Source organism: uncultured Tateyamaria sp. (assembly GCF_947496075.1).
Taxonomy (GTDB): domain Bacteria; phylum Pseudomonadota; class Alphaproteobacteria; order Rhodobacterales; family Rhodobacteraceae; genus Tateyamaria.
The window spans coordinates 512,525-535,533 of sequence record NZ_CANMBJ010000001.1; the positions used below are offsets into that span (position 1 = coordinate 512,525).

General features: G+C 58.1%; 18 protein-coding genes. 7 read left to right on the top strand and 11 right to left on the bottom strand.

All coding sequences use genetic code 11. From position 1 onward, the window contains the following. Positions 1–141: 141 nt before the first annotated feature. Together Q1A51_RS02625 and nhaA are read left to right on the top strand one after the other, a co-directional pair. Positions 142–1,155 carry a fatty acid desaturase gene (locus tag Q1A51_RS02625; protein WP_299604025.1) on the top strand — a complete coding sequence of 338 codons (1,014 nt, stop codon included), beginning with the start codon at positions 142–144 and terminating at the stop codon, positions 1,153–1,155. Positions 1,156–1,259: 104 nt separating this feature from the next. After that, positions 1,260–2,570, top strand: a complete 1,311-nt coding sequence (gene nhaA, locus Q1A51_RS02630) for a Na+/H+ antiporter NhaA (RefSeq protein ID WP_299603520.1) — start codon at positions 1,260–1,262, stop codon at positions 2,568–2,570. Positions 2,571–3,319: 749 nt separating this feature from the next. Here nhaA and Q1A51_RS02635 read toward each other — a convergent pair. From Q1A51_RS02635 to Q1A51_RS02645, 3 genes are read right to left on the bottom strand one after another with little or no spacing between them, the layout of a single operon-like run. Then, positions 3,320–4,717, bottom strand: a complete 1,398-nt coding sequence (locus Q1A51_RS02635) for a TRAP transporter large permease (RefSeq protein ID WP_299603522.1) — start codon at positions 4,715–4,717, stop codon at positions 3,320–3,322. Then, positions 4,717–5,346 carry a TRAP transporter small permease gene (locus Q1A51_RS02640; RefSeq protein ID WP_299209182.1) on the bottom strand — a complete coding sequence of 210 codons (630 nt, stop codon included), beginning with the start codon at positions 5,344–5,346 and terminating at the stop codon, positions 4,717–4,719. Before Q1A51_RS02640 ends, Q1A51_RS02635 begins: the two co-directional genes overlap by 1 nt. 57 nt (positions 5,347–5,403) lie before the next feature. Beyond that, positions 5,404–6,420 carry a C4-dicarboxylate TRAP transporter substrate-binding protein gene (locus Q1A51_RS02645; protein ID WP_299209179.1) on the bottom strand — a complete coding sequence of 339 codons (1,017 nt, stop codon included), beginning with the start codon at positions 6,418–6,420 and terminating at the stop codon, positions 5,404–5,406. Between the two features lie 435 nt (positions 6,421–6,855). Between Q1A51_RS02645 and acs the strand changes: the two genes are divergently transcribed. Both acs and Q1A51_RS02655 read left to right on the top strand, forming a co-directional pair. Beyond that, a complete protein-coding gene (gene acs, locus Q1A51_RS02650) occupies positions 6,856–8,808 on the top strand; it encodes an acetate--CoA ligase (protein ID WP_299603524.1) in 1,953 nt (650 codons plus the stop codon). 111 nt (positions 8,809–8,919) lie between these two features. After that, complete coding sequence (locus tag Q1A51_RS02655) at positions 8,920–9,891, top strand: AraC family transcriptional regulator (protein ID WP_299603527.1); 972 nt, start codon at positions 8,920–8,922, stop codon at positions 9,889–9,891. A gap of 32 nt (positions 9,892–9,923) precedes the next feature. Here Q1A51_RS02655 and Q1A51_RS02660 read toward each other — a convergent pair whose 3' ends face one another. From Q1A51_RS02660 to Q1A51_RS02695, 8 genes are all read right to left on the bottom strand, one after another. Continuing rightward, a complete protein-coding gene (locus Q1A51_RS02660) occupies positions 9,924–11,099 on the bottom strand; it encodes an FAD-dependent monooxygenase (protein ID WP_299603530.1) in 1,176 nt (391 codons plus the stop codon). Continuing rightward, positions 11,096–12,214, bottom strand: a complete 1,119-nt coding sequence (locus Q1A51_RS02665) for a CaiB/BaiF CoA-transferase family protein (RefSeq protein ID WP_299603533.1) — start codon at positions 12,212–12,214, stop codon at positions 11,096–11,098. Before Q1A51_RS02665 ends, Q1A51_RS02660 begins: the two co-directional genes overlap by 4 nt. Next, entirely contained in the window at positions 12,211–13,449 is a 1,239-nt protein-coding gene (locus Q1A51_RS02670) for a Tm-1-like ATP-binding domain-containing protein (protein ID WP_299603536.1), read from the bottom strand. The genes Q1A51_RS02665 and Q1A51_RS02670 overlap by 4 nt, the downstream gene beginning before the upstream one ends. Before the next feature lie 183 nt (positions 13,450–13,632). Beyond that, complete coding sequence (locus Q1A51_RS02675; RefSeq protein WP_299603538.1) at positions 13,633–14,637, bottom strand: endonuclease/exonuclease/phosphatase family protein; 1,005 nt, start codon at positions 14,635–14,637, stop codon at positions 13,633–13,635. After that, on the bottom strand, positions 14,634–15,683 hold the full coding sequence (ugpC, locus tag Q1A51_RS02680; RefSeq protein ID WP_299603541.1) for a sn-glycerol-3-phosphate ABC transporter ATP-binding protein UgpC: 1,050 nt from the start codon (positions 15,681–15,683) through the stop codon (positions 14,634–14,636). The genes Q1A51_RS02675 and ugpC overlap by 4 nt, the downstream gene beginning before the upstream one ends. 11 nt (positions 15,684–15,694) lie before the next feature. Further along, positions 15,695–16,567, bottom strand: a complete 873-nt coding sequence (gene ugpE / locus Q1A51_RS02685) for a sn-glycerol-3-phosphate ABC transporter permease UgpE (protein ID WP_299603544.1) — start codon at positions 16,565–16,567, stop codon at positions 15,695–15,697. 10 nt (positions 16,568–16,577) lie between these two features. Continuing rightward, positions 16,578–17,459 (bottom strand): ABC transporter permease subunit, encoded by an 882-nt coding sequence (locus tag Q1A51_RS02690; RefSeq protein ID WP_299603547.1) that lies wholly within the window; start codon positions 17,457–17,459, stop codon positions 16,578–16,580. 69 nt (positions 17,460–17,528) lie between these two features. After that, positions 17,529–18,833, bottom strand: a complete 1,305-nt coding sequence (locus tag Q1A51_RS02695; protein WP_299209148.1) for an extracellular solute-binding protein — start codon at positions 18,831–18,833, stop codon at positions 17,529–17,531. Between the two features lie 252 nt (positions 18,834–19,085). Here Q1A51_RS02695 and Q1A51_RS02700 point away from each other — a divergent pair, with 252 nt between their 5' ends. The 3 genes from Q1A51_RS02700 (at position 19,086) to Q1A51_RS02710 (ending at position 22,936) form a co-directional block, all read left to right on the top strand. Further along, on the top strand, positions 19,086–20,069 hold the full coding sequence (locus tag Q1A51_RS02700) for a LacI family DNA-binding transcriptional regulator (RefSeq protein ID WP_299671127.1): 984 nt from the start codon (positions 19,086–19,088) through the stop codon (positions 20,067–20,069). Between the two features lie 219 nt (positions 20,070–20,288). Further along, on the top strand, positions 20,289–20,753 hold the full coding sequence (locus Q1A51_RS02705) for a (2Fe-2S)-binding protein (RefSeq protein WP_299603550.1): 465 nt from the start codon (positions 20,289–20,291) through the stop codon (positions 20,751–20,753). Positions 20,754–20,755: 2 nt separating this feature from the next. Next, positions 20,756–22,936: a molybdopterin cofactor-binding domain-containing protein gene (locus Q1A51_RS02710; protein ID WP_299603554.1), complete on the top strand. Its 2,181-nt coding sequence runs from the start codon at positions 20,756–20,758 to the stop codon at positions 22,934–22,936. Positions 22,937–23,009: the final 73 nt, after the last annotated feature.

A 23,009-nucleotide genomic window follows, 5' to 3' on the forward strand; every position in this document is an offset into this window, starting at 1 on the left:
GAAGAGTTACCGGATCAGACCACCAACCAAGTCCGCAAAGCTCAGCCTCTGAGCGCGCCGCAGCCCCCAGTACAAGCGCGGGCCTCGTCCATTTCGGGTAAGGAGCCGGGCACGCAAAATGCTGCCGGTCAGACTGATCTGATGCGGGAAGAGCCCAATTTGGCTCCTTCAGACTGGTCGCGGGCGATGGCGAAATACCGACAGCCAATCCATTCGCGCAGCATCTTCGAGCTGACTGTAACAGTGGCCCCGTTTGTGGCAATATGGGCGGTCGCCTGGTGGATGCTCTCGATCAGTACTGCGCTGGCAATGGCCCTGGCACTGGTGAATGCGGCGTTCCTCGTCCGACTGTTCATGATCCAGCACGATTGCGGTCACGGGTCCCTGTTTCGCAATCGGCGTCTGTGCGACTGGATCGGTCGCGTTATCGGCGTGATCACGCTGACGCCCTATGACGTCTGGCGCAAAACGCACGCAATCCATCATGCCACGACCGGAAACCTCGACCGGCGGGGTGTCGGAGATATGCCGACCCTCACAGTCACGGAGTACCGAGAAAAGGGGTGGCTCGGCCGGGCGCTCTATCGGCTTATCCGCAATCCAGTTTTCCTGTTCGGGGTGGTGCCGTTCTATACGTTCTTTTTGCAGAACCGACTGCCCGTTCACTTAATGCGGTCGGGCTGGCGATACTGGCTGAGCGCGATGGGAACAAATGCCGCCATTGGTTCGGCGCTGGCCTTGATCGTCTGGCTGGGTGGATGGGACGTTGTTCTGTTCGTCTTCCTGCCAACCATGTTTTTGGGTGCAGTCGCCGGCATGTGGTTCTTCTATGTCCAGCATCAGTTCGAAGAAACCAGTTGGCGGCACGAAGAAAACTGGAACATCCACGAAGCAGCGCTTAACGGAAGCTCACATTACGATCTTCCAGGCGTTCTACGCTGGATTACTGGCAACATCGGTGTCCACCATGTTCATCATTTGGCCAGTCGAATTCCGTTTTATCGCCTGCCAGAGGTGATCGAGGATCACGAGATTCTGGCACAGACCAAGCGCATCACGCTTCGGCAAAGTCTCCGCTGCGCGCACCTCCACCTCTGGGATGAGCATCGCCGCAGACTTTTGTCGTTCGCCGAGGCACGCGCTCTGTCCTCCTGAACCTTCCATGATATGATGCCTGGGCAAAGAGACGCGCGAAGGTGCCTACAGGGCTGCGATGTGAGAGCGGTGCATCGTCCAATTGGAAAAGGCATGTTCATCCCATGATCGACGATGCCCAGACTTTGCCCCATGAGGCCGCCGACAGAATAACAAAGCCATTTGTGCGCTTTCTGAAAATCGAAGCGGCGGCAGGAGGGCTCCTGCTTCTGGCGGTTCTACTGGCCTTGGCGCTGGCGAATTCACCTTGGCGAGAGGCCTTTCTGGGCTTTTGGGAGACGCCCATTGGCCTGACATTCGGCTCGTTGGATTTCACCCGCTCGCTGCGACACTGGATCAATGACGGTTTGATGACGCTCTTCTTCTTTGTGCTTTCGTTGGAGCTCAAGCGGGAAATCGTGCTGGGAGAATTGAAAAACCCTCGACAGGCCGCCCTGCCGTTTGCAGGCGCAGTGGGTGGCATGGTAGTACCGGTCTCCCTGTTTCTTGCGATGATGTACGGGCAACCCGGGATGCACGGCTGGGGAACCGTGATGGCGACAGATACGGCGTTCGTGATCGGATGCCTGGCCCTTTTCGGAAACCGGATCCCTCCAACCTTGCGTCTGTTCCTGCTTTCCCTCGCTATCTTTGATGATGTCGGCGCGATACTCGTGGTCGCCCTTGGATACGGGGAAGCGCCGACTTGGTCGGCCCTCGGGTTGGGCCTGCTGGGAATTGGTATTGTAGCAACCGCCTCGCGCCTCGGGATCAGAAGCATCCCGGTCTATTTCTTCATGGGAGCGGCAGTCTGGCTGTGCTTCGATGCCTCTGGCGTTCACGCGACCATCGCCGGTGTCATTCTGGGCCTCATGACCCCTACCCGAATTTGGGTGAGCGATATTCGCCTGCGTGTGATCCTCGGGCGCGTACTCGCCGCTCCGAACGGCGACCATCGGCAAGGGGATGTTGCAGGCCATCATGACCTTCGTCAGGCGGGCCGAGCGCTCACCGAATCGCTCTCGCCGGTCGAACGTCTTGAGATAGTGCTGCACCCTTGGGTCGGCTTTGCAATCATGCCGATCTTCGCGCTGGCAAATGCTGGCATCACTATTGGCGGTGGCGATTTCGGACAACCGGTTTCCGTGGCGATCATTGTCGGCCTAGTGCTGGGAAAACCGATTGGCGTCCTCGGGTTCAGCTGGCTTGCGGTCCGCTCAGGCTTGGCTGTGCTCGCGCCAGGGCTGTCGTGGCCATTCATCATCGCCGGCTCGTTTCTCACGGGAATCGGTTTCACGATGTCGCTGTTCATTGCGGGCCTCGCATTCGACTGGTCTGTCCTGAATGCGGCGAAGCTGGGCATTCTCAGCGGATCAGCTCTCTCCGCGATGCTCGGAGTCGCACTGCTGATCTGGCTGACACTACGAAGGACGTGACAACAACTCACCGCTGGTAAGATGCGCGACATCGTTCATGTACTGCCAATGTCCATGGTCGATGTCGACGCTACGCGCTGGATGGGTATTGCCACCACGTGCCGCACGTCGCAACGGGCAGGAGTATCGAGTTCGAGGGCACAGCATCCTTCTGATCCCGGGCGCACAGTCCCCTGCTCCCGATCCGTGTCAGTGCAAGGAACAGCACGAAAAAGACAGATCCCATCGTGACCAAGAGGTACATTTAGCCGACGTTTGTGGCTGTCGCATGGAGCACTGCACGCTCAATCGCCCTAGGCATGATCGCCGCGGCTAGCAGGAACATGGCAACGACCGCCACCGACACGGGAAACGCCGGCCTTCAACTCACCAACTCTTTGATGGGCACGACAAGGGACAAATGACTACGTGCCGTTGCAGAGTTGGTGAGATCTCTAGGCCCTCCGGGTCCAACGCGCTTCAGTTCGACCAAATCCACACAACCGCCAAACGCCCGACCGAGTGCGCTAGAACGCGATTTCTTGTTGCACACACAGTGCACACAGAACCGATTAAGATACTGAACTTACTAACTAACCCGTCCAATCCATCATAGGTGCAACGGACAAGCGTGCGGCGCGGGTTATGTTAGCATGTGTTGCCATGGCGCGCGACATAAGCCGTGCGGTACCTTTTGCCAAGAAGAACGGTGCATGGCACGAGCCTCATGGCGTGCTGTCAGATGCAGAGGCAGTGCAAGTCCACAAAGGCTAGGCCAAGGATGGAAGCCACAAAACAATTGCCGGGAACGCAACCAGAAGCGCAATTGTAATCGCGTCCGCGATGAAGAAAGGGGTAACTCCCCTGAACACGTCCTGCACGCTCAGATCATCGCGCACGCCCGCAACCACAAAGCAGTTGAGACCGATGGGCGGTGTGATCAAACAGAACTCGGCCATCTTGACCACCAGAATGCCAAACCATATCGCACACATTGGTCCGGACATGCCAAAGGTGCTGTCCTCCGCACTGACGAATTCGCCCCCGTTAAGCGCCATCACGGCCGGGTAGACCACGGGCAGGGTCAAGAGCAGCATGCCAATTGCGTCCATGAACATGCCCAGCACGGCATACGCCAGAAGTATGCAAACCAGGATCAACATGGGCGACACGGTCAGCGAAGTGATCCAGTCCGAGAATGCACCCGGCAGGTCAGCGAACCCCAAGAAGCGAACATAAATCAAGACGCCCCAGATGATGGTAAAGATCATCACCGTCAGTTTGGCCGTCTCGATCAGCGCGTCCTTCAGCTCAGTCAAGCGCATGCCTCGGTACACCGCCATGAGGAATACAATGAACGCGCCCACTGCCCCGCCTTCCGTCGGCGTCCCCCATGCGTCGCCAAAGGGGTTGTAGACAAAGAAGATGATGATCACGACAACCGCTACGATGGGCAGCGCAGGTGGTAGAGCCAGCAAACGTTCTTTCCATGTGAAACCGGTAACGGGCGGGCCAACGGTTTTGAAGATAACCGCGATACCGATGATCAGAATGGCGTAGACAAAGGCGGAAAATGCACCGGGAATAAAACCAGCCAACAGCAGTTTACCCACATCCTGCTCGACGATGATCGCATAGATCACAAGGATGGCTGACGGCGGGATCAACGACGCAAGCGTGCCACCGGCCGCGACAACACCAGCCGCGAATTGTTTGTTATAGCCGATCTTAAGCATCTCTGGGATCGCGATACGGGCAAACACGGCTGCGGTCGCCACCGAGGCTCCTGACACAGCGGCAAAGCCGGCGGTCGAGAACACGGTGGACACGGCCAAGCCCCCCGGAACCCAGGCAATCCACTTTTTGGCGGCATCGAAGAGGGCGGTAGTGAGTTTGGCGTAGTAGGCCAAATAGCCAATCAGAATGAAGGTTGGGATCAGGCTCAGCGCGTGCGCAGATACCTTTGAGTGAGGTACCTGGCCCGCAACCTTGACGCTGATTTCCAGCGCTTTTCCAAAGCGTTCCGGCGCGTAATCAAAGCCGTTCCAGCGCAACCAGACCAAGCCGACGAAGCCAGCCAAACCAGCCGCAAACGCAACACGCATTCCCAGAAAAACAAGGCACAGCATGCCGCCTGTAACCCACAGGCCAATTGTGATCGGGTCCATCAGTCTGCTCCGTCCAGGGCTTCGGCTTCTGCACGCGCTTGCGCGGCGACACTCTGGATCAACGGCACTGCAACTGGGCGCTCAAGGTTCAGCCAGAAGGCACGCGCATAGCCGACGGCTTGCAGCACAAGTCGGGCACACAGAACAGCAAAGGCAATGGGCACCAGCAGTTTCGATGGCCAGATCGGCAGCGAGATATCGATGGAACTGTCTCGGCTGCAAAACGGACGTGCGCAGTCAAAAGAACGATCGAAATGGGCCCATGCCCCCCAAACCAAAGCAATCATGAGGACAAGGATCAAAACCACCATGATCAGCTCGACCAGCCACAGCAGGCGTCCCCGCATGGCACCGATAATGATGTCCATACGAATGTGCCCACCGTTTCGCTGAACATAGGACACACCCATAATGGCGATCAGAGGCATCAGCATTTCGATCAGGTCGACGTAACCCATCAGCGGTGCTTCGAAAAACTCCCGGCCTGCGACCGAATAAGCGGCAAGGAACATGAGGGAAAAGGCGGCCAGTCCGCTTAACAAGGCCATGACCTGCTCAATTGGCAATAGCGCCCTATCCAAACGGCTTAGAACACTGGAGTCTTCCAGCACTGTGGATGCACCTGCCATCCCTGCCCCCTGTTTTTATGTGTTTAGGGCGGGCCATGTGACCCGCCCCTTTAAGGCTTAGCTTCCGCCTTTGGCGTCAGCGAGTGTTTTGACGACCAGGTCATACAGTTCCTGACCGGGCAAGCCCTGCCCTTCCATGTCTGCGATCCACGCGTCACGTGCGGGATCTGCTGCAATCGACCGGAACTCGGCAATCACTGCGTCGTCTATCTCGACCTTTTGCACGCCCTTCTCTTCAAGAACACTGTCCCAACGCTCGAGCAATTCGGCATAGTTGGCCAGGTAGTGATCAATCGCCTCGGAAACCGAGCTTTCGAGCGCTGCCTTGTGCTCGTCCGACAAGCTGTCATACGCGTCGATGTTCACAACCACCGGGCAGTTCACGGTGCCGGGGTTCAGGTTGGCCGTCCACCAGTCAGCCTGGTTGATCGTACCAAACGACAGGTGTGCGTGCTGGGCAAATGCCACCGTGTCTACAACACCGGACTCCATCGCCTGGTAAGCCTCGGTTGCGGTGACAGATGTCGGAACGCCACCGACGCTTTCAAAAGCCTTGCCCAGGCCACCTGTTGCGCGCACGCGCATACCTTCAAAGTCTGACAGCGTTGTCTTAGGTTCGCCCGTCCCGACCAAGTTGTACTGCGGCATCGGCGAGGTCATCAGAAGGCGTGCGTTCCACTGCTCCATCTCCTCGACGGCAGCTGGGTGTTGGTAGACGGCAGTCGCCACCGCCACTTCTTGCTCCAGGTTCTCGACCCCGAGGAACGGCAATTCCAAAACGGTGATCACCCGGTTCTTGTCCCGGTGATAGCCTGCGCAGAACTGTGCCATTTCGAACGCACCGATCGAGATGCCATCAAGGTTCTCGCGGTTCTTGGACAAGCCACCATAGCTGATGTTCATGGTGAATTCGCCGTTTGTCTTTTCAGACACGAGCTCGGCCAGTTTTTCAACATGCTCGGTAAAGGCACGACGCTTGCCCCAGACCGACACGTTCCATTCCGTGGCCGCGGCTTCGAGCGCAAATGTACATGATACAGCGGCAACAACGCCGCCCAACGCGAATTTGTTCATGATGTTTCTCCCTTGATGCGGGACCTGACGGCCCGCTTAGAGTGGAAGCTAGCGTGGCGGCCTCGCGCTGCCAAGGGGCTGCAAACCGGCCAAATGCCAGCTTGATTCTCGAACAACAGCCGTCGCTGCAATGCAGCAGGTGTTTTATCGCAGCTTTTCAAGTGCGTGACGCGAAGATGCAGGGGGCCACTCTTCAAGGGATTTCGACAAAAAAGATGTGTAAGTCATTGTAATTTATTATTTTATCACCTCATCCGTCACATCACACGGCTTTGGCCTGACCTATACAACCAACGTCCCATTTATTTCCTTCTGCTCTGCATTGCGTATTATCACCAACAGAGGGAGGAGGCCGCGCGCACGGTTGCGTCATCATGGAGGATGGCACGTAAATCTTGCGCACCTCCAACAAGAATAGGACGACCCGGAGGAACCATGCCCGAAACCAAAACACACGCGCCACATCCCGATCTGGCCGCCAATGCACATGTGAATGCGGCCCGCTATGACGAGATGTATGCGGCATCCATGAGCGACCCGGCGGCCTTTTGGAGTGAGCAAGGGAAACGGGTGGACTGGATGACGCCCTATAGCGAGGTCAAGGACGTGTCCTATGATTTCGGCAACGTGTCGATCAATTGGTATGCGGACGGCACACTGAACGTCTCCGCCAACTGCATCGACCGGCATCTTGCAAAACGTGGCGATCAGACGGCCATCATCTGGGAACCCGACGATCCCAATGATACCGCCAAGCACGTCACCTATGCAAAGTTGCATGCAGAGACGTGCAAAATGGCCAATGTGCTCAAGGGGCTGGGCGTTAGCAAAGGTGATCGGGTGGTGATTTACATGCCGATGATCCCCGAAGCCGCCTATGCCATGCTGGCTTGCGCACGTATCGGTGCGATTCATTCCATTGTATTTGCGGGGTTTTCGCCCGACGCGCTGGCAGCGCGCGTATCAGGCTGCGATGCCAAGGTGGTCATCACCGCCGACGGCGCCCCCCGCGGGGGCCGCGTGACCAACCTCAAGGACAATGTGAACCAAGCGCTGATCAACGTGATCAACGATACCAAGTGCCTGGTGGTGCAACGCACGGGACAGCAAATTGCATGGCGCGACGGGCTGGACTATTGGCTGCACGAAGAAGCGGCCAATGTCCCGGCAGAGTGTCCACCAGAAGAGATGGGCGCAGAGGACCCTCTGTTCATTCTTTATACGTCTGGATCGACGGGACAGCCCAAGGGTGTCGTCCACACCACCGGCGGCTACCTTGTCTATGCGTCGCTCACGCACGAGATCACCTTCGACTACAAAGATGGTGAGATTTACTGGTGCACAGCAGATGTGGGTTGGGTGACCGGCCACAGCTACATCGTCTACGGCCCGCTCGCGAACGGGGCCACAACCCTGATGTTCGAAGGGGTGCCGACCTACCCCGATGCCAGCCGCTTCTGGCAGGTCTGCGAAAAGCACCAGGTGGCACAGTTCTATACTGCGCCTACGGCCATTCGTGCCCTCATGGGCCAAGGCAATGATTACGTGACCAAGTGCGATCTGAGCAGCCTTCGCATACTGGGTACGGTTGGTGAACCAATCAATCCGGAAGCCTGGAATTGGTACAATGACGTGATCGGCGGCGGGCGATGCCCCGTTGTAGACACGTGGTGGCAAACCGAAACAGGTGGCCATCTGATGACGCCCCTGCCCGGTGCCCATGCGACCAAGCCGGGCGCGGCGATGAAACCGTTCTTCGGGATCAAGCCATTGGTTCTGGAGCCTGCCACCGGCGACGTCATTGAAGGCAATGGTGTTGAAGGGGTGCTGGTCATCGCAGACAGTTGGCCGGGCCAGATGCGCACAGTCTGGGGCGATCACGAGCGCTTCGAGAAAACCTATTTCTCTGACTACAAAGGCTACTACTTCACCGGCGATGGATGTCGCCGGGACGAAGATGGCGACTACTGGATCACCGGCCGCGTGGATGACGTGATCAATGTCTCAGGGCACCGGATGGGCACGGCCGAGGTGGAAAGCGCACTTGTCGCGCACGCAAAAGTGGCCGAGGCTGCAGTGGTCGGCTATCCCCACGACATCAAAGGTCAGGGCATCTATTGCTATGTCACCTTGATGAACAACGAGGAACCGACCGAAGAATTGCGCAAGGAGTTGCGCACATGGGTCCGGTCCGAGATTGGCCCCATCGCCTCCCCCGATCTGATCCAGTGGGCGCCGGGCCTGCCCAAGACACGATCAGGCAAGATCATGCGCCGCATTCTGCGCAAGATTGCCGAGGATGATTTTGGCGCATTGGGCGATACATCAACCCTCGCCGATCCGTCCGTGGTTGAGGACCTGATCGAAAACCGGATGAACAAAAGCTGACCAAGCGGGGCCGCTTCACGCGGCCCCATGCGGCAACCCGATCACGCCAAATGACTTGCATATTCCGCCAAGCCGCTGGCTTGGTCGGCGAAAAGTGGTCACACTGGCACCATGACCGCGCCGCAAGAAACCTATTACAAGATTGCCCGGACGACCGAACAGTTGTGTGGGCTGTTGCAAGTGGATCCGACCGCCGTGATGCGGCGCATGCGGTTTCCGCCGGACTTTCTGCAAAACGAAGGGCGCGGCGTATCTGCGGCAGACTATTTTGCGGGATGGAATGCAATCCTCGCGGAAGCGGACCGCGAAGACACCCCGCTCATGCTGGGTCGCGCCTATGCCCGCGGGCCATTCAACCCCGCATTCTTTGCCTTTACGTGCAGCCCCAACGTGGCCGTTGGACTGGAGCGACTGTCACTGTTCAAACCCCTGACCGGTCCACTCGTTCTCAGACTCAAGCGCACGCCATCGCAGGCTCTGGAGATCCACAAATCTTCGAACCAACCCACCCTGCCCTTACCCGCGACCTTTGCAGCAACCGAGCTTGTCTTTCTGACCGAGGCCATCCGCGCGTGCACCGGTCATCACATGATACCGCAGGCCGCCCGCCTGCCTGAACGGCTGGCCTGCCATGATGCATTGGAGGAGTTCATCGGCATTCCCATTGAAACGGGAGGACCGAACATGATGATGCTTGCGCCCGAGGATGCCGACCGCAAGTTACTGTCGGCTGATCCGGCGCAATGGGCGCAGCTTGAACCCGGCTTCAAACGTCAGATGCAATTGCAGACCTCGGAAAAGGCGATAACGGCGCGGTTGCGCGCAACACTGGCAGAAATGCTACCCGCTGGAGAAGCCACAATCGACGCCGCAGCACGGCGCATGCGGCTGAGTACACGTAGCCTGCAACGGCATCTGCGCGACGAAGGCACGCGATTTCAACAGGTCCTCGACACCACACGCGCAGATCTGGCGCGCGACTACCTGACCTCAACAGACTTGAACGTGGCCGAAATCAGCTACTTGCTTGCCTATCGTGACCCAAACTCCTTCTACCGCGCCTTCAGCACGTGGACAGGCTAAACACCTCAATCCGTACGCGCCGCTGCCAATACCTAGATGGCCTGTGTCACATCGTGGCGATAGACCCAATCCTGGCGCGCATGTATCAGTCCGGGGGCGATGCGTGCTCCAAGTGCCATTGGTCCATAGAACCCGATACTGCCAAGCGGTGTCGCCTTATGAAACATGCGTGCATTGGCGGCTGACCCGGTCTGGATCCGTGCTGTACGCTCGATGCGCAAGTCAAAATAACGCTGCAATCCGACCTCAACCGATGCGGCATCTTCGAGCACTGCCGCGAGCGTCCATGCATCCTCCAACGCCTGCACCGCCCCTTGAGCCATGGATGGCAACATCGGATGCGCTGCATCGCCTAATAGGGTGACCTGCCCCTCATGCCAGCGGGGCAAAGGCGTCCGATCAAACAGGGCCCAGCGATTCAAAACCCGGGCTTTTGCAATCAGCCCCGCGACGATTGGATGCCATCCGTCAAAGGCGGCCATCGCATCATCACGGCTGCCCTCGATCCGCCAACCTTCAGGCGCTGGCTCCGGTTCTTCAACCATGCCGACGAAGTTCGCCAATGTACCAGCGCGCAACCGCGTGGTGACGGCGTGGCGCTTGTCGCCCGCCCAGACACATGCCGTTGGCGGGGGCGGACGATCCAGTTCATCGACTGGCACCACCGCGCGCCAGGCAATATTGCCTGTGTATCGTGGCTTGTCCGGACCCAGCATTTGCTGACGGATCGCCGAATGCAGCCCATCGGCCCCAACAACCAGATCACCCGAGACCTGAGTGCCATCTGCGAACACAACAGTACCCTTCGGATCATATGTGGAGACACTCAAACCGGTTTGCACGGCAGCGGGTGACAACTCGTTCAAACGCTCCACCAACGCATCCACCAAGTCGACGCGATGGATATGTATGTATGGTGCGCCCCAGCGCTGGGCCGCATACCCTTTCATAGGAAGTGAAAACACCTGACGACCTGATACGCCCAGGCGCATCTCGATCGCTTCCGGTTCGAAGAGCGTCCGCGTCATGTGCGCAGACACGCCCAGCGCCTCAAGCACATGCCAGCCGTTAGGTGAGATCTGCAGCCCAGCACCCACTTCAGTCAACGCCGGGGCCTGCTCGAACACGGACACATCCCAGCCTCGCAAGCGCAAGGCAATCGCAGTGGACAGCCCTCCTATACCACCGCCGACGATCAATGCCTTCATGTCAGCGCTCCGTCCGCCCGAAGCGCGTCAATACTTGTCTGATCGTAACCGAGCTCGGACAGTACGGCCTCAGCGTCCTGCCCGGGTGCCGTCGACGATTTTGGATTACGCGGTGGAGTGTGATTCAGACGGGGCGCGGGTGCAGCCTGCCAAACGTCGTCAACGGACAAGTAGGTACCACGGCCCGCCATGTGCGGGTCATCCCGCGCTTCCTCCATCGACAGAACCGGTGCAACGCAGGCGTCCGTCCCAGCAAAGATGCGAGCCCATTCATCGCGCGGGCGCCGTGCAAACAATGTAGAGAACTTGCCGGTCAGTGCAGGCCATCCGCTTCGATCATTCTGATCCGGCAAGCTGATCGGCTCCAGCTCAAGCCCCGCAAGCAAGGCTGCATAAAATTGCGGTTCCAAGGCTGCGACGGCCACATCACGCCCGTCAGAACAGCGGTAACAGCGATAGAACGGTGCACCACCATCCAACCAGTTCTGCCCAGGTTGATCCGTCCAAAACCCATTGGCCATAAAGCCATGCAGCAACCCCATCATCGCTGGCACACCATCCACCATGGCAGCATCAACCACCTGACCTTTGCCCGTCCGACCCCGTGCAATGACCGCAGAAAGAACCCCGAAAATCAGGAACATGGCCCCACCGCCGTAGTCCGCAATCAGGTTCAATGGCGGGCGCGGCGGTGCATCAACTGTCGCCATCAGGCTGAGCACACCCGTTTGCGCCAGATAGGTCAGGTCATGGCCTGCGGTCTGCGCCAGCGGCCCGTCCTGCCCCCACCCGGTCATGCGGCCATAAATCAACGTGTCCGGCGTGTCATCCGGCCCCAAGCCAAGACGCTCCATCACGCCCGGGCGAAAACCTTCGATCAGGATATCAGCCTGTGCAAGCAAATCACGCGCCACCCCACGCCCGGTATCAGACTTCAAATTCAACGCAATTGACCGCTTGCCGCGCCGGTTCACATCGTACGGATCAGCAGGACCGGAGGCGCGGTCAATCACCACAACATCTGCCCCCATGTCAGCCAGAAGCTGCCCCGTCAACGGGGCCGGACCAAGCCCGGCAAATTCGATCACCTGCAACCCGTGCAGCGGTCCTGTCATCCATGTGCCTCAATCGTGCCATCCACAACCCAGCCATCAAAAACAGCCAGCGCTGCATCCACAAACGCATCATCATTGATGTGAGCGGCAACCTCGGTAAATCCCAACGGTTCTGTAATCACAGCGCGCATCTCGTCGCAGAAGGCGGCCAACCCCTCGGGATCATGCGCCGGTTGACCCGGGCGATCCCATTCCTCGATCCCGCCAGATGGAAGGATCACATGCGCCGGGGTGTCGCTGGCCTTGAGCCGCCTGGCAATTTCTCGTGCGGTCGCACGGCGTTCTTCCGCGTTGAATGCAGAGCATTTGATCAATCGATTATGCGCGTGGAACGGGCGGTCACGATATTGCTCCGGGATCTCCTGCCAGCCTGCAAAGTCAATCAGGTCAAGACAACCCGGCGCGACGATCCGTGGAATGCCTGCGCGCCCGGCATTCAGCATGCGATCTTCGCCGCCATTCACCACGGACCCCGCCATCAGGTTGCCAAGCTCGGACAAGGCAAAGTCCATGACGCAGACGAAGCCACCCTCGCGCGCAATACTTTCAAACGCCATGCCGCCCATGCCGGTGGCGTGAAAGATCGCAACCTCGTAACCCCGCGCCTCCAGCTCTGGTTTCAGGCGCTTCATGTATCGGAGGCAAGATGAGCCAAGCGATGTCATACCAACCATTGGACGATCAGCCGCCGGAGGCTCAACGGCGCGTGCAGCCCCCAATACCGCCCCCGCCGCCTGGCTTAGCGATGCTTTGCAGACCGAATTCAGACCATAGAGGCCACCCGCCCACAGGATCATCTGTATGTCAGCCGACAACCGGTCTGTCGGGATGACTGGCGAAAAACTGACCGTGGACACCACATATTTGGGAACCCCCAAGGGCAACGCCTGACAGATATCCAGCGCCACATCCGTCCCCATGGAGCCGCCCAAGATGACCACACCATCAAACCGGCCTTGATCCAGCAATGACCGCGCCAGCACACTCGCCCCACGCGCCATGATCTGCATGGCCGTGTTTTCATCACCGCTGTCGATCACCGCTTGAATGGTCGTGCCTGCCGCCTCCGCCACTTCAGATTTTGAGACATCGACTGGACGCTCGGGATCACCCAGAACCGAGATGTCCATTGCCAGCACGCCACCACCCATGGCGGTGATACGCTCGGCCATGTAGGTCAGTTCGTCATTCTTGGTATCGTAGGTCCCGACAACCAAAATGGTCTTGTCCGCCATGTGTGCTTTCCCTTGCCGTGCGACGACATGCAATCACAGGCAACGAAACAGGGAAACCGCAAAAGATGTCGCGATCAGCGCCATCCAGACATGAGAGTTCAGAAACGCCGTTCATGGGCGGTGCACGCGACTGGTTGTGGCTGAATGCGCGCGCCAAGACTGATTGCGGCCAGCATCAGGATCCTAGTCCAAAGACACAGCCGCCCAAACAAGGTCGTGGTCTGATAGCGGTTGCCCCGCGTCTGACAGCGACGTCCTGATCCCGCACTCCTGGCACCGCAAACCGCGCCCAGCGATCCAATCCAGCTTCATTTGCCGATCCGGATGTGGCGTGATCAGGCTGGGCCTTGTTGTCGTTCCCTCAGCGGTAAATTCCCACGAGTAGCCGCGGCTTTCAGCCAAGGAAAAGAGAGTTTCCTGACGCCAGTCAAAGTCTGGCGGCATGTGGTTCCCGGTATTCAAATCACCGCCGATCACGACCGGGCCACTTGGCGCAAAATCGTCGATGGCATCCAACAAGATATCAAATTGGCGATGGCGATGTGGCGCATCCGCATTGCTTTCCAAATGCGTGGAAACAACTGTTATGGGTCCCTTCTCTGTCGGCAGTTCCGCCAACAATGCCATCCGACCACCGACACGCGGCTGCTCCGGGTCCGATGCTCCGCTGTCGCCCGCAAACCAATGTCCATGATCATCGAGCCGAACCATCGCCACCCGATCGAAGGGCACGGCGGACAGGATTGCATTGCCATGCCAGCCAAGCACATTGAAGTCGTCAGTGCACAGCGGCAGTTCAGTTGGGCCGCCTAGTCCCAACTCATGGAACTCGACGCCATAGGCGTAAACCATCGACAACGCGTCGGCAAAGCTTGCGGTTGTGTGGCGCTGGCTGGTACGGGCCATACCGTTGTCCACCTCTGACAACAGCACCACATCAGGCTTGATCGGTTCAAGATGATCCGAACAGGCTTCGGGGAACAGACACCGTTCAACGTTCCATGCGACCACCGTAATGTCGCTTGGCAAGCGGTCCCGCTGCGCCCTGCCCCCACATTGAACCGCGTTCATGGCAGGAATACCGTTCAGCAGCTGACGATGCGCGTCCGCCGTGCGCGGGGCAGACAGAATACGCGCGCGCTGTTCTTCGCTCACCGGTTCAAGAACCGTCCGAACATCGGTGATCATATCGCTTTACCGGTCTCCGGTTGGAACAGCCGGATCGCATCCGGTTTGATCTGCAGCCTGACCTCACCCGCATTCGCCAATGACTCCTTGCCGACATGCACGGTAAAGGCGTGCCCCGCCAAACGGCCATGCAACAGGCGATGGGCTCCCAGCTCTTCCACGATTTCAATCGTAAAGGGCGTCGAACCGGCTTCATCTATGACAACGTCTTCGGGGCGAATGCCCATTGTGACCGGCCCGGCATAGGCTTGGTCCGAGGGAGCGGTCAGTACGGTGCTGCCGTTCATACGGATTTCGCCATTTTCCAGTTGTGCATCTATCAGGTTCATTGGCGGCGCGCCCATAAAGGACGCGACAAATTTCGAGGCAGGATTGTGATAGATCTCTGCCGGGGTGCCGATCTGCTCGATCTCGCCACCGTTCAAGACAATGATACGATCCGCCATGGTCATGGCCTCGACCTGGTCATGGGTCACATAGATCGACGTCACACCAAGACGTCGCTGCAAGGCCTTGATTTCGATCCGCATTTGGTTGCGCAATTTGGCGTCCAGGTTGGACAATGGCTCGTCGAACAGAAACAACGCCGGATCGCGCACCACGGCACGCCCCATCGCGACGCGCTGGCGTTGACCACCAGACAGTTGCGAAGGCTTGCGGTCCAGCAAGGCGCTCAGATCGAGCATCTTGGCCGCATCCTGCACCTTCGCCTCGATCTCGGCGGCAGAAGTGCCACGGTTCTTGAGGCCATAGCCGATGTTCTTGCGCACGGTCATGTGCGGATAAAGCGCATAGTTCTGAAAGACCATGGCGACATCCCTGTCCGCCGGATCCACATCATTGACCTCGCGGTCTCCTATGTTCAGCGAGCCAGCGGTTATGTCCTCAAGGCCAGCCACCATGCGCAGAAGCGTGGACTTGCCGCAGCCTGATGGCCCCACAAGGACAACAAACTCACCGTCCGCAATGTCAAAGCTGGAAGGCTTCACCGCCTCAAATCCATTCGGGTAGGTTTTTCCAACCCCGTTCAGTGTAACTTGTGCCATTTGCGGTGTTCCTACTTGTCTGACTCGGTCAGGCCCTTGACGAACCAACTCTGGAAGAAAATGACGATCAGGACCGGCGGCAGCATCGCGATGATCGCAAGCGCCAGGGCCTGGCCGTATTCCGGGATGGAGTTTGCGTCGATCATCGTTTGGTAGATCTGCTTGATGCCCCGCACGAGGGTAAACAACCCCTCGTCAGTGGTGATCAGCGTGGGCCACAGATACTGGTTCCATCCGAAGACGAACATGATGATGAAGATCGCGGCAATCATGGTTTGCGACAACGGAACCAGAATATCGATGAAGAACTTCACCGGACCTGCCCCATCTATCCTCGCCGCCTCAGCCAACTCTTCGGGGACTGAGCGGAAGAACTGCCGGAAAAAGAATGTGCCCGTTGCCGATGCAATCAGCGGCACGATCAGGCCAGTATAGGTGTTGGCAAGGTCGAGGCGCTGAATGGCCTCGTAAGATGGCAGGATGCGCACCTCCAACGGCAACAGCAGCGTTGTGAAGATGATCCAGAACGCAAAGGTCGCAAAGCGAAGCCGGAAGTAAACAAGCGCATAGGCGGCCAGCATCGAAATGATGATCTTGCCAAGGGCAAAGCCCAACCCAAGGATCAGAGAGTTCTTGAGCATCACCATGCCGTCGATTGTGGCAGTGAAGCCTCCCTTTTCGAACATGGCCTTTGAGTAGTTTTCCCCGAGGTGACTTCCCGGAACAAACATGATGCCTTCTCGTGCAATTTGGACTGCGCTGTGACTGGATGTGACGAATGCCAGCACCACGGGCACGAGCATGAAAAGCGCGCCCAAGATGAGGATCGTATGATCGAATACGGGCGCCCACTTGAAGGGCTTGCGGGTCTGTGAGCGTGCCATGACGTGGACCTCAGCTATAGTGAATGCGGCGTTCTATCAGCCGGAACTGAAAGACGGTAAGAACAAGGACCAGAACCATCAGGATCACGGACTGGGCTGACGAGCCACCCAGATCATTTCCGCGGAACCCGTCCATGTACACCTTGTAAACAAGGGTCATCGGGTTGTTCCCCGGCTCGCCCTTCACCAGCGTGTCGATGATGCCAAAGGTGTCGAACAGTGCATATGTGATGTTGATGATCAGCAGGAAGAAACCGGTCGGGGCCAGCAGTGGGAATGTGATGTCCCAGAACCTGCGAACGCCCGAGCGATTGTCGATCATGGCGGCTTCACGCACTGCTCTGGGTATGGATTGAAGACCGGACAGGAAGAAGATGAAATTGACCGGGATTTGCTTCCAGACAGAAACGATGATGAACGCCGTTGCCGTTGAATTGTAATCAACCAGAATTTTGTAATCCCAGCCCAGCGCCTTGAAGAAATCCGTCATGGGGCCGGTGTGCTGGTGAAACAGCATGATACCCATGAAACCCGCCACTGGCGGCGCCACAGCATAGACCCACATCAATAGCGTGCGATAGCTTTTGGCGCCCCGAATAACCTTGTCCGCCTTCACGGCGAGCAACAAGGCGATCGACAGTGAAAAGAAGGTCACAAGAACCGTGAACACCACGGTGAACCACGCGATCCGCATATACTCCGAATTCGCTGTCAGGTCGGTGTAATTTTCAAATCCCACAAATGTCGATCCAAAGCCGAACGGATCCTGAAGATAGAAAGACGACTGAACCGCCCAGCCTGCTGGCCAATAGAAAAATATCGCGATGATCGAAAGCTGCGGTAAAAGCAATGCTACAGGCAGCCAAACGCTGGTGAACCCGGCTCGTTTCATTCGGAATCCCTTTTGCAGAAAAGTGGCGACCGCACTGAACGGTCGCCACCCAAGTATGAAACGTGCGGCTTAGCCTTGGGTCTTGGCGAAGCGCTCCAAGAGTTTGTTGGATTCCGCCTCGATCGTGGCAAACCCGCTTTCTACATCCGTTTCACCGGTCAGGATGCGGCCGTACTCACGGTTCATCACGTCACGGATCTGCACATAGAAGCCCATACGGTAGCCCCGGGTGAACTCGCCCGCAGGCAGTGAAAGCTGCTGGATGCCAACCTCGGCCGCCGGGAATTTCTCGTAGTGGCCATCCGCCTTGGCTGCTTCATAAGCAGCTTCCGTGATCGGCACGTAACCCGTGGCCTGGTGCCAGAAATACTGCGTATCGGACGATGTCAGGTAGCTGAAGAATTCTGCCGCCGCTTTGTTTTCCTCTGCCGATTTGCCGGACATCGCAAACAGGGCCGCGCCACCGATAAAGGTTTGTGTGGGTTCGGTTGTCACACCTTCCCAATAGGGCAGCATTGTCGCCGAGAAATCAAAGCCCAGGTCCTTGGCCAGCAATCCACCGAACGAACCCGAAGACCCCAGCCACATCGCGACATTGCCGTCCTCGAACGGCTTGGCGTTGTCACCCCATCCGGTGCCGTACCACTCAAACAGCCCCTGCTCTTTCCAATCCACCAGCGCGGAGAAATGCGCCTTGATGGCCGGGTTGTTGATCATGATCTGCGTGTCGTTGCTGTCGTATCCGTTGTTGCTGGATGCAAACTGCAGATTGTGCCGGGAAAAGAAATTCTCGGTGAAAATCCACGGCAGGTGCGATTGGCTCAGCGGAATGTAACCGGCCTCTTTCAACGCCGGAGCGGTGACATTGGCGAATTCTTCCCACGTTGCGGGCGGCGTGACACCGGCTTTCTCAAGCGCTTGGACATTATAGTACATGATCGGCGTTGAAGAGTTGAAGGGCATACCGATCATCTTGCCGTCGGCATCCGCATAGAAGTAACGCACACCAGCGATGTAGTCGTTGATGTCAAAATCGATACCATTGTCCGCCAGCAGGTCCTGCACCGGGATAGTCGCACCTTGCGCACCGATAACCGTGGCTGCACCAGCATCAAAAACCTGGATGATGTTGGGTTGTTCACCCGCACGGAAGGCCGCGATGCCGGCAGTCAACGTTTCTTCATACGAACCTTTGAAAACGGGCGTGATCTTGTATTCGTCCTGGCTTGCGTTGAAGCCTGCGGCAACTTCGTTGACCGTTTCCCCAAGCTGGCCGCCCATCGCATGCCAGAAGGTGATTTCGGTTTCGGCCAAGGCCGCTTGGCCTGCAAATGCGATGCTGAAAGCAGCCGCGCCCAGTTTGAAAGATTTCATTACATTGCTCCGTGTGTCGTGAGACTAATAGAGTTTGGCAACTGGTGTCGGGACGTCTTTAGACCCCGGCAAGTCCAGCTGCTGTTTGGTTACAGGGAATAAACTGCCCCATGCTGCACGGAATGTGCACACGTGTTCAGTACGAGTTAAATGTAACGGTGATGCTACGGTTTCAGTTCCGTCTTGAAAAGTTTTTCCTACAACGGGAAGGTGCATGCGGATGCCCCAAACATCAATGAAACGCTTATAAATATGGCCAAACGCAAACGTATTACTGCTCAAATGGTGGCTGATCGTGCGGGCGTTTCGCGCTCTGCGGTGTCTCGTGCCTTCACCAAAGGCAGCTATTTGGAAGAATCAAAGCGCCGTCGAATCTTGGGAATCGCGGCCGAAATTGGGTACCAGCCAAACGCACTCGCCGCGGGTCTGCAGGGCGGACGCTCCCGTTTGGTAGCAGTGATCGAGGGGGACATTCGCAACGCCCATGACACAACCCTGATCAGCCGATTGTGCAGCGCGCTCAATGCAAATGGCTTTTGGCCCATTCTTGTCAGCGGGACGCCGATCAACGGGTATACAGAGGCTCTGGCTTTTCCGCTGGATGCATTGATCGTGCGCGGCGGCAGCATGTCAAAAGACCTTGTCCACCGATGTGCCAAGCTCGGTATTCCGATGATCTGTTACGGGCGCCCGACCGAAGAGCTCAACATCGACTCAGTCCACTGCAAGAACCAGGCAGGGATGCAATTGGCAACCGAACTTCTGGTGTCAAAGGGCCGGCAAAAATTCGGTTTTCTTGGTGGACCGGACCAGTTCTATTCCTCCATGAAGCGGCGGAAAGGAGTGTTGAACGCACTCGAAAACGCGGGCTTGGATTTGCAGGCGGAGGCGGCCAGTGATTTTTCAGTGGATGGTGGTTTTACCGCAGCAAAAACCCTGCTCACTGGAAACGGACACATAGATGCGCTCGTCTGCGCAAATGATGCCATGGCCATTGGCGCACTCGGAGCGGCCCGCGCGCTTGGGATCGCCATACCAGACGCCTTGTCGGTCGTCGGCTTCGATGATGCCGACATGGCGGATTGGCAGATCACAAAGTTGACCACTGTTCGGAATCCGCTTGAGACGACGGTTCAGGAAGTTCTCAATCTGCTTGTCGATCGGATCAACAATCCGGATAGAGAGTGTCGAACGATCCGGGTCGAACCACAGCTTGTAATCCGCGGAACGCACTAGCGTGGTTTGAATGTTGCTCGCCACAGCAAAGTGGCTGCAACACAGCCGCCGCCACCGAAACTACGCCCCAACGCAAGACGCGAGCACTCTTTTCGCCGGTTAGTGGTCCCGCCAATCACAAACCGGCGGGCCAGGTCGCGATTTCAACTCCGAAGGGTGGCGCGACCAGTCTGCGGCCCTATCTTTCTACGTACCCACGTTCAGCACGGAGATCTAGGCATGGCACTTTCACTCAAGATCAATGGCAAGACCCAAGAAGTGGAGGCTGACCCCGGCACCCCGCTGCTGTGGGTCATACGCGATGAACTGAATATGACCGGCACCAAATTCGGGTGCGGTGTTGCGTCCTGTGGCGCCTGCACTGTGCATCTGAACGGCGAACCTGTCCGGTCTTGCCAAACCTACATCGAGGACGTCGAAGACGCAGAGATCACGACAATCGAAGCCATCGGGGACAACGCAATCGGGGCCGCTGTGCAACAGGCATGGGTGGAACTGGACGTGGTTCAATGTGGTTACTGCCAGTCCGGGCAAGTCATGTCTGCCGTCGGCCTCCTGTCCGAAAACCCAAAGCCATCGGCTCAGGAGATTGACGACTACATGCACGGCAATGCCTGCCGCTGCGCCACGTACCAACGTATCCGCGCGGGCATTCAACGCGCCGCAGACATCCTGGAGGCTTGATCATGACTGTGAACACATCCCGCCGCAGTTTTCTCAGGGGTGCTGCAGCCGCAAGCGCCGTATTGGTGGTCGGCATTCGCCCCGATGGCGCGCTAGCCGCCGCTGGAAATCCATCAATGCTGACACCCTTCGTGCAGGTTGGTGCCGATGGGTCGGTGACCGCCATCATCAAGCATTTCGAAATGGGTCAGGGTCCGTCGACGGGCCTTACAACGCTGATTGCCGAGGAAATGGGCCTGTCGATGGACCAGATCGGCTATGATTTTGCCCCGTCGAACCCACAGGTTTACAACAACACCCTCTTCGGCCCGATGCAGGGCACAGGCGGCTCAACCGCAATGGCCAACTCTTATCTGCAATATCGCCAAGCCGGCGCCGCCGCGCGCGATATGCTTTTGCAGGCTGCAGCGGATGCATGGAGTGTGGACGCCAGCTCACTCAGCATCGAAGACGGCATTATCTCCGGCCCGGCGAATGCCGCACCCCTCGGTCAGTTTGTGGAAGCGGCCGCCGCTCTCGATGCCCCAACAGAACCGCGCCTCAAGGATCCATCCGAGTTCCGCCTGATCGGCAACCCCGATGTCCGTCGCCTCGACAGCGCTGCAAAAGGCAACGGGACAGCGATGTTCGCTATGGACATTCGGCGCCCGAACCAGATGGTTGCCATGATTGCCCGCCCCGAACAGCAACGCGCAACCGCCGTCAGTGTCGATGCCAGCGGGGCCGAAGGGACCAAGGGATTCATCAGCGCCGCGATCCTGCCCAATAAGGCGGGCGTGGCTGTCTTTGCCGAAAATACATGGGCCGCAATGCAGGCCCGCGATGCGCTTTCAATCGAATGGGACACCTCAAACGCGGAAACCCGCAGTTCAGACCAGATCGAGGCGGACATACGCACAGCACTTGAGGCCGAACCGACCTATAATGTGAACAACGCAGATGTGCCTGCCGTGCAAGCGGCAATCGACGGCGCGGACACCGTGGTTGAGGAAAACTTCTACTTCCCCCTCCTTGCCCACGCCCCGATGGAGCCGCTCAACTGCACCATCGAACAGACTGAGGATGGCGGCATTCTGCTGCATGACGGGTGCCAGATCCCAACGATCCCCCATGGTGCGATTGCCCAAATCTTCGACCTGCCCTTCGAAAAAGTGCAGATCAAGACCGTGCTGGCAGGCGGATCATTCGGGCGCCGGGCAACGCCCAGCGCCGACTACCAGGTCGAAGCCGCGCTCGCCTTCTCGCTCACCGACCGATCGCGCCCCGTGCATCTGGTCTGGTCGCGCGAAGATGACCTGCGTTCAGGCTACTACCGTCCGGCCTTTGGACACAAAGTGCGGGTCGGGTTGGACGGATCAGGCAACATCGTTGGTTGGGAACACCGCGTCGCTGGCCAATCGATCATGAAGGGCACGCCATTCGAAGCCTTCGCCGTGCATGATGGCGTCGACCACTCCTCGATCGAAGGGACCTCAGACAGCCCCTACCAAATTCCGGGTGCAGCCTTTGGTCTGACAGACACCGAAAAGGCAACCAGCACCTTGTGGTGGCGCGCGGTCGGGCACACGCACACGGCCTATGTCATGGAGGTCATGATGGACATGGCCGCCACCGCGGCTGGAATTGATCCCGTTGAATTCCGCCTGGCCTACCTCTCAGGTGACGGAGCTGACCAAACCCGCAAGGCAGGTGTCCTGAAACTGGTCGCCGAAAAAGCAAACTGGGGCAACCCAGCCGAAGGGCGCAGCCAGGGCATCGCCGTGCACAAATCCTTTGGCTCCTACGTGGCCGAGGTTGTCGAAATCTCCGGCAACGCCGACGACGGGATCAGGATTGAAAAGGTCACCTGTGCCGTCGATTGCGGCGTGGCCGTGAACCCCGACCTGATCAAGGCACAGATGGAAGGTGGAATTGGGTACGGCATCGGCCACAACATGCGCGACAAGATCACGCTGACGGACGGTGTCGTGGACCAGTTCAATTTCCCCGACTACGAACCGCTGCGGATCTCCGACATCGGTGAGATCGAAGTGCACATCGTGCCCTCGGTCGAGGCACCGACAGGCGTAGGCGAACCGGGCACACCGCCCGCGGCCCCGGCGCTCGCAAATGCCATCGCAGCGGCCAGTAACCTGCGCGTCGCGGCACTCCCCATGGAAGACAACGGCGTGTTCTTCGCCTGACCCAAGCCCCCGGCGTCAACGCCGGGGGCCACACTCTCTTGCCCTTCTGGCCGCGATGCCCATGATGGCGCCA

What these genes read in the sequence shown, in the direction of transcription:
- Q1A51_RS02625 (WP_299604025.1), top strand. Translation starts at nt 142, where the DNA reads ATGCGGGAAGAGCCCAATTTGGCTCCTTCAGACTGGTCGCGGGCGATG.
- nhaA (WP_299603520.1), top strand. Translation starts at nt 1,260, where the DNA reads ATGATCGACGATGCCCAGACTTTGCCCCATGAGGCCGCCGACAGAATA.
- Q1A51_RS02635 (WP_299603522.1), bottom strand. Translation starts at nt 4,717, where the DNA reads ATGGACCCGATCACAATTGGCCTGTGGGTTACAGGCGGCATGCTGTGC.
- Q1A51_RS02640 (WP_299209182.1), bottom strand. Translation starts at nt 5,346, where the DNA reads ATGGCAGGTGCATCCACAGTGCTGGAAGACTCCAGTGTTCTAAGCCGT.
- Q1A51_RS02645 (WP_299209179.1), bottom strand. Translation starts at nt 6,420, where the DNA reads ATGAACAAATTCGCGTTGGGCGGCGTTGTTGCCGCTGTATCATGTACA.
- acs (WP_299603524.1), top strand. Translation starts at nt 6,856, where the DNA reads ATGCCCGAAACCAAAACACACGCGCCACATCCCGATCTGGCCGCCAAT.
- Q1A51_RS02655 (WP_299603527.1), top strand. Translation starts at nt 8,920, where the DNA reads ATGACCGCGCCGCAAGAAACCTATTACAAGATTGCCCGGACGACCGAA.
- Q1A51_RS02660 (WP_299603530.1), bottom strand. Translation starts at nt 11,099, where the DNA reads ATGAAGGCATTGATCGTCGGCGGTGGTATAGGAGGGCTGTCCACTGCG.
- Q1A51_RS02665 (WP_299603533.1), bottom strand. Translation starts at nt 12,214, where the DNA reads ATGACAGGACCGCTGCACGGGTTGCAGGTGATCGAATTTGCCGGGCTT.
- Q1A51_RS02670 (WP_299603536.1), bottom strand. Translation starts at nt 13,449, where the DNA reads ATGGCGGACAAGACCATTTTGGTTGTCGGGACCTACGATACCAAGAAT.
- Q1A51_RS02675 (WP_299603538.1), bottom strand. Translation starts at nt 14,637, where the DNA reads ATGATCACCGATGTTCGGACGGTTCTTGAACCGGTGAGCGAAGAACAG.
- ugpC (WP_299603541.1), bottom strand. Translation starts at nt 15,683, where the DNA reads ATGGCACAAGTTACACTGAACGGGGTTGGAAAAACCTACCCGAATGGA.
- ugpE (WP_299603544.1), bottom strand. Translation starts at nt 16,567, where the DNA reads ATGGCACGCTCACAGACCCGCAAGCCCTTCAAGTGGGCGCCCGTATTC.
- Q1A51_RS02690 (WP_299603547.1), bottom strand. Translation starts at nt 17,459, where the DNA reads ATGAAACGAGCCGGGTTCACCAGCGTTTGGCTGCCTGTAGCATTGCTT.
- Q1A51_RS02695 (WP_299209148.1), bottom strand. Translation starts at nt 18,833, where the DNA reads ATGAAATCTTTCAAACTGGGCGCGGCTGCTTTCAGCATCGCATTTGCA.
- Q1A51_RS02700 (WP_299671127.1), top strand. Translation starts at nt 19,086, where the DNA reads ATGGCCAAACGCAAACGTATTACTGCTCAAATGGTGGCTGATCGTGCG.
- Q1A51_RS02705 (WP_299603550.1), top strand. Translation starts at nt 20,289, where the DNA reads ATGGCACTTTCACTCAAGATCAATGGCAAGACCCAAGAAGTGGAGGCT.
- Q1A51_RS02710 (WP_299603554.1), top strand. Translation starts at nt 20,756, where the DNA reads ATGACTGTGAACACATCCCGCCGCAGTTTTCTCAGGGGTGCTGCAGCC.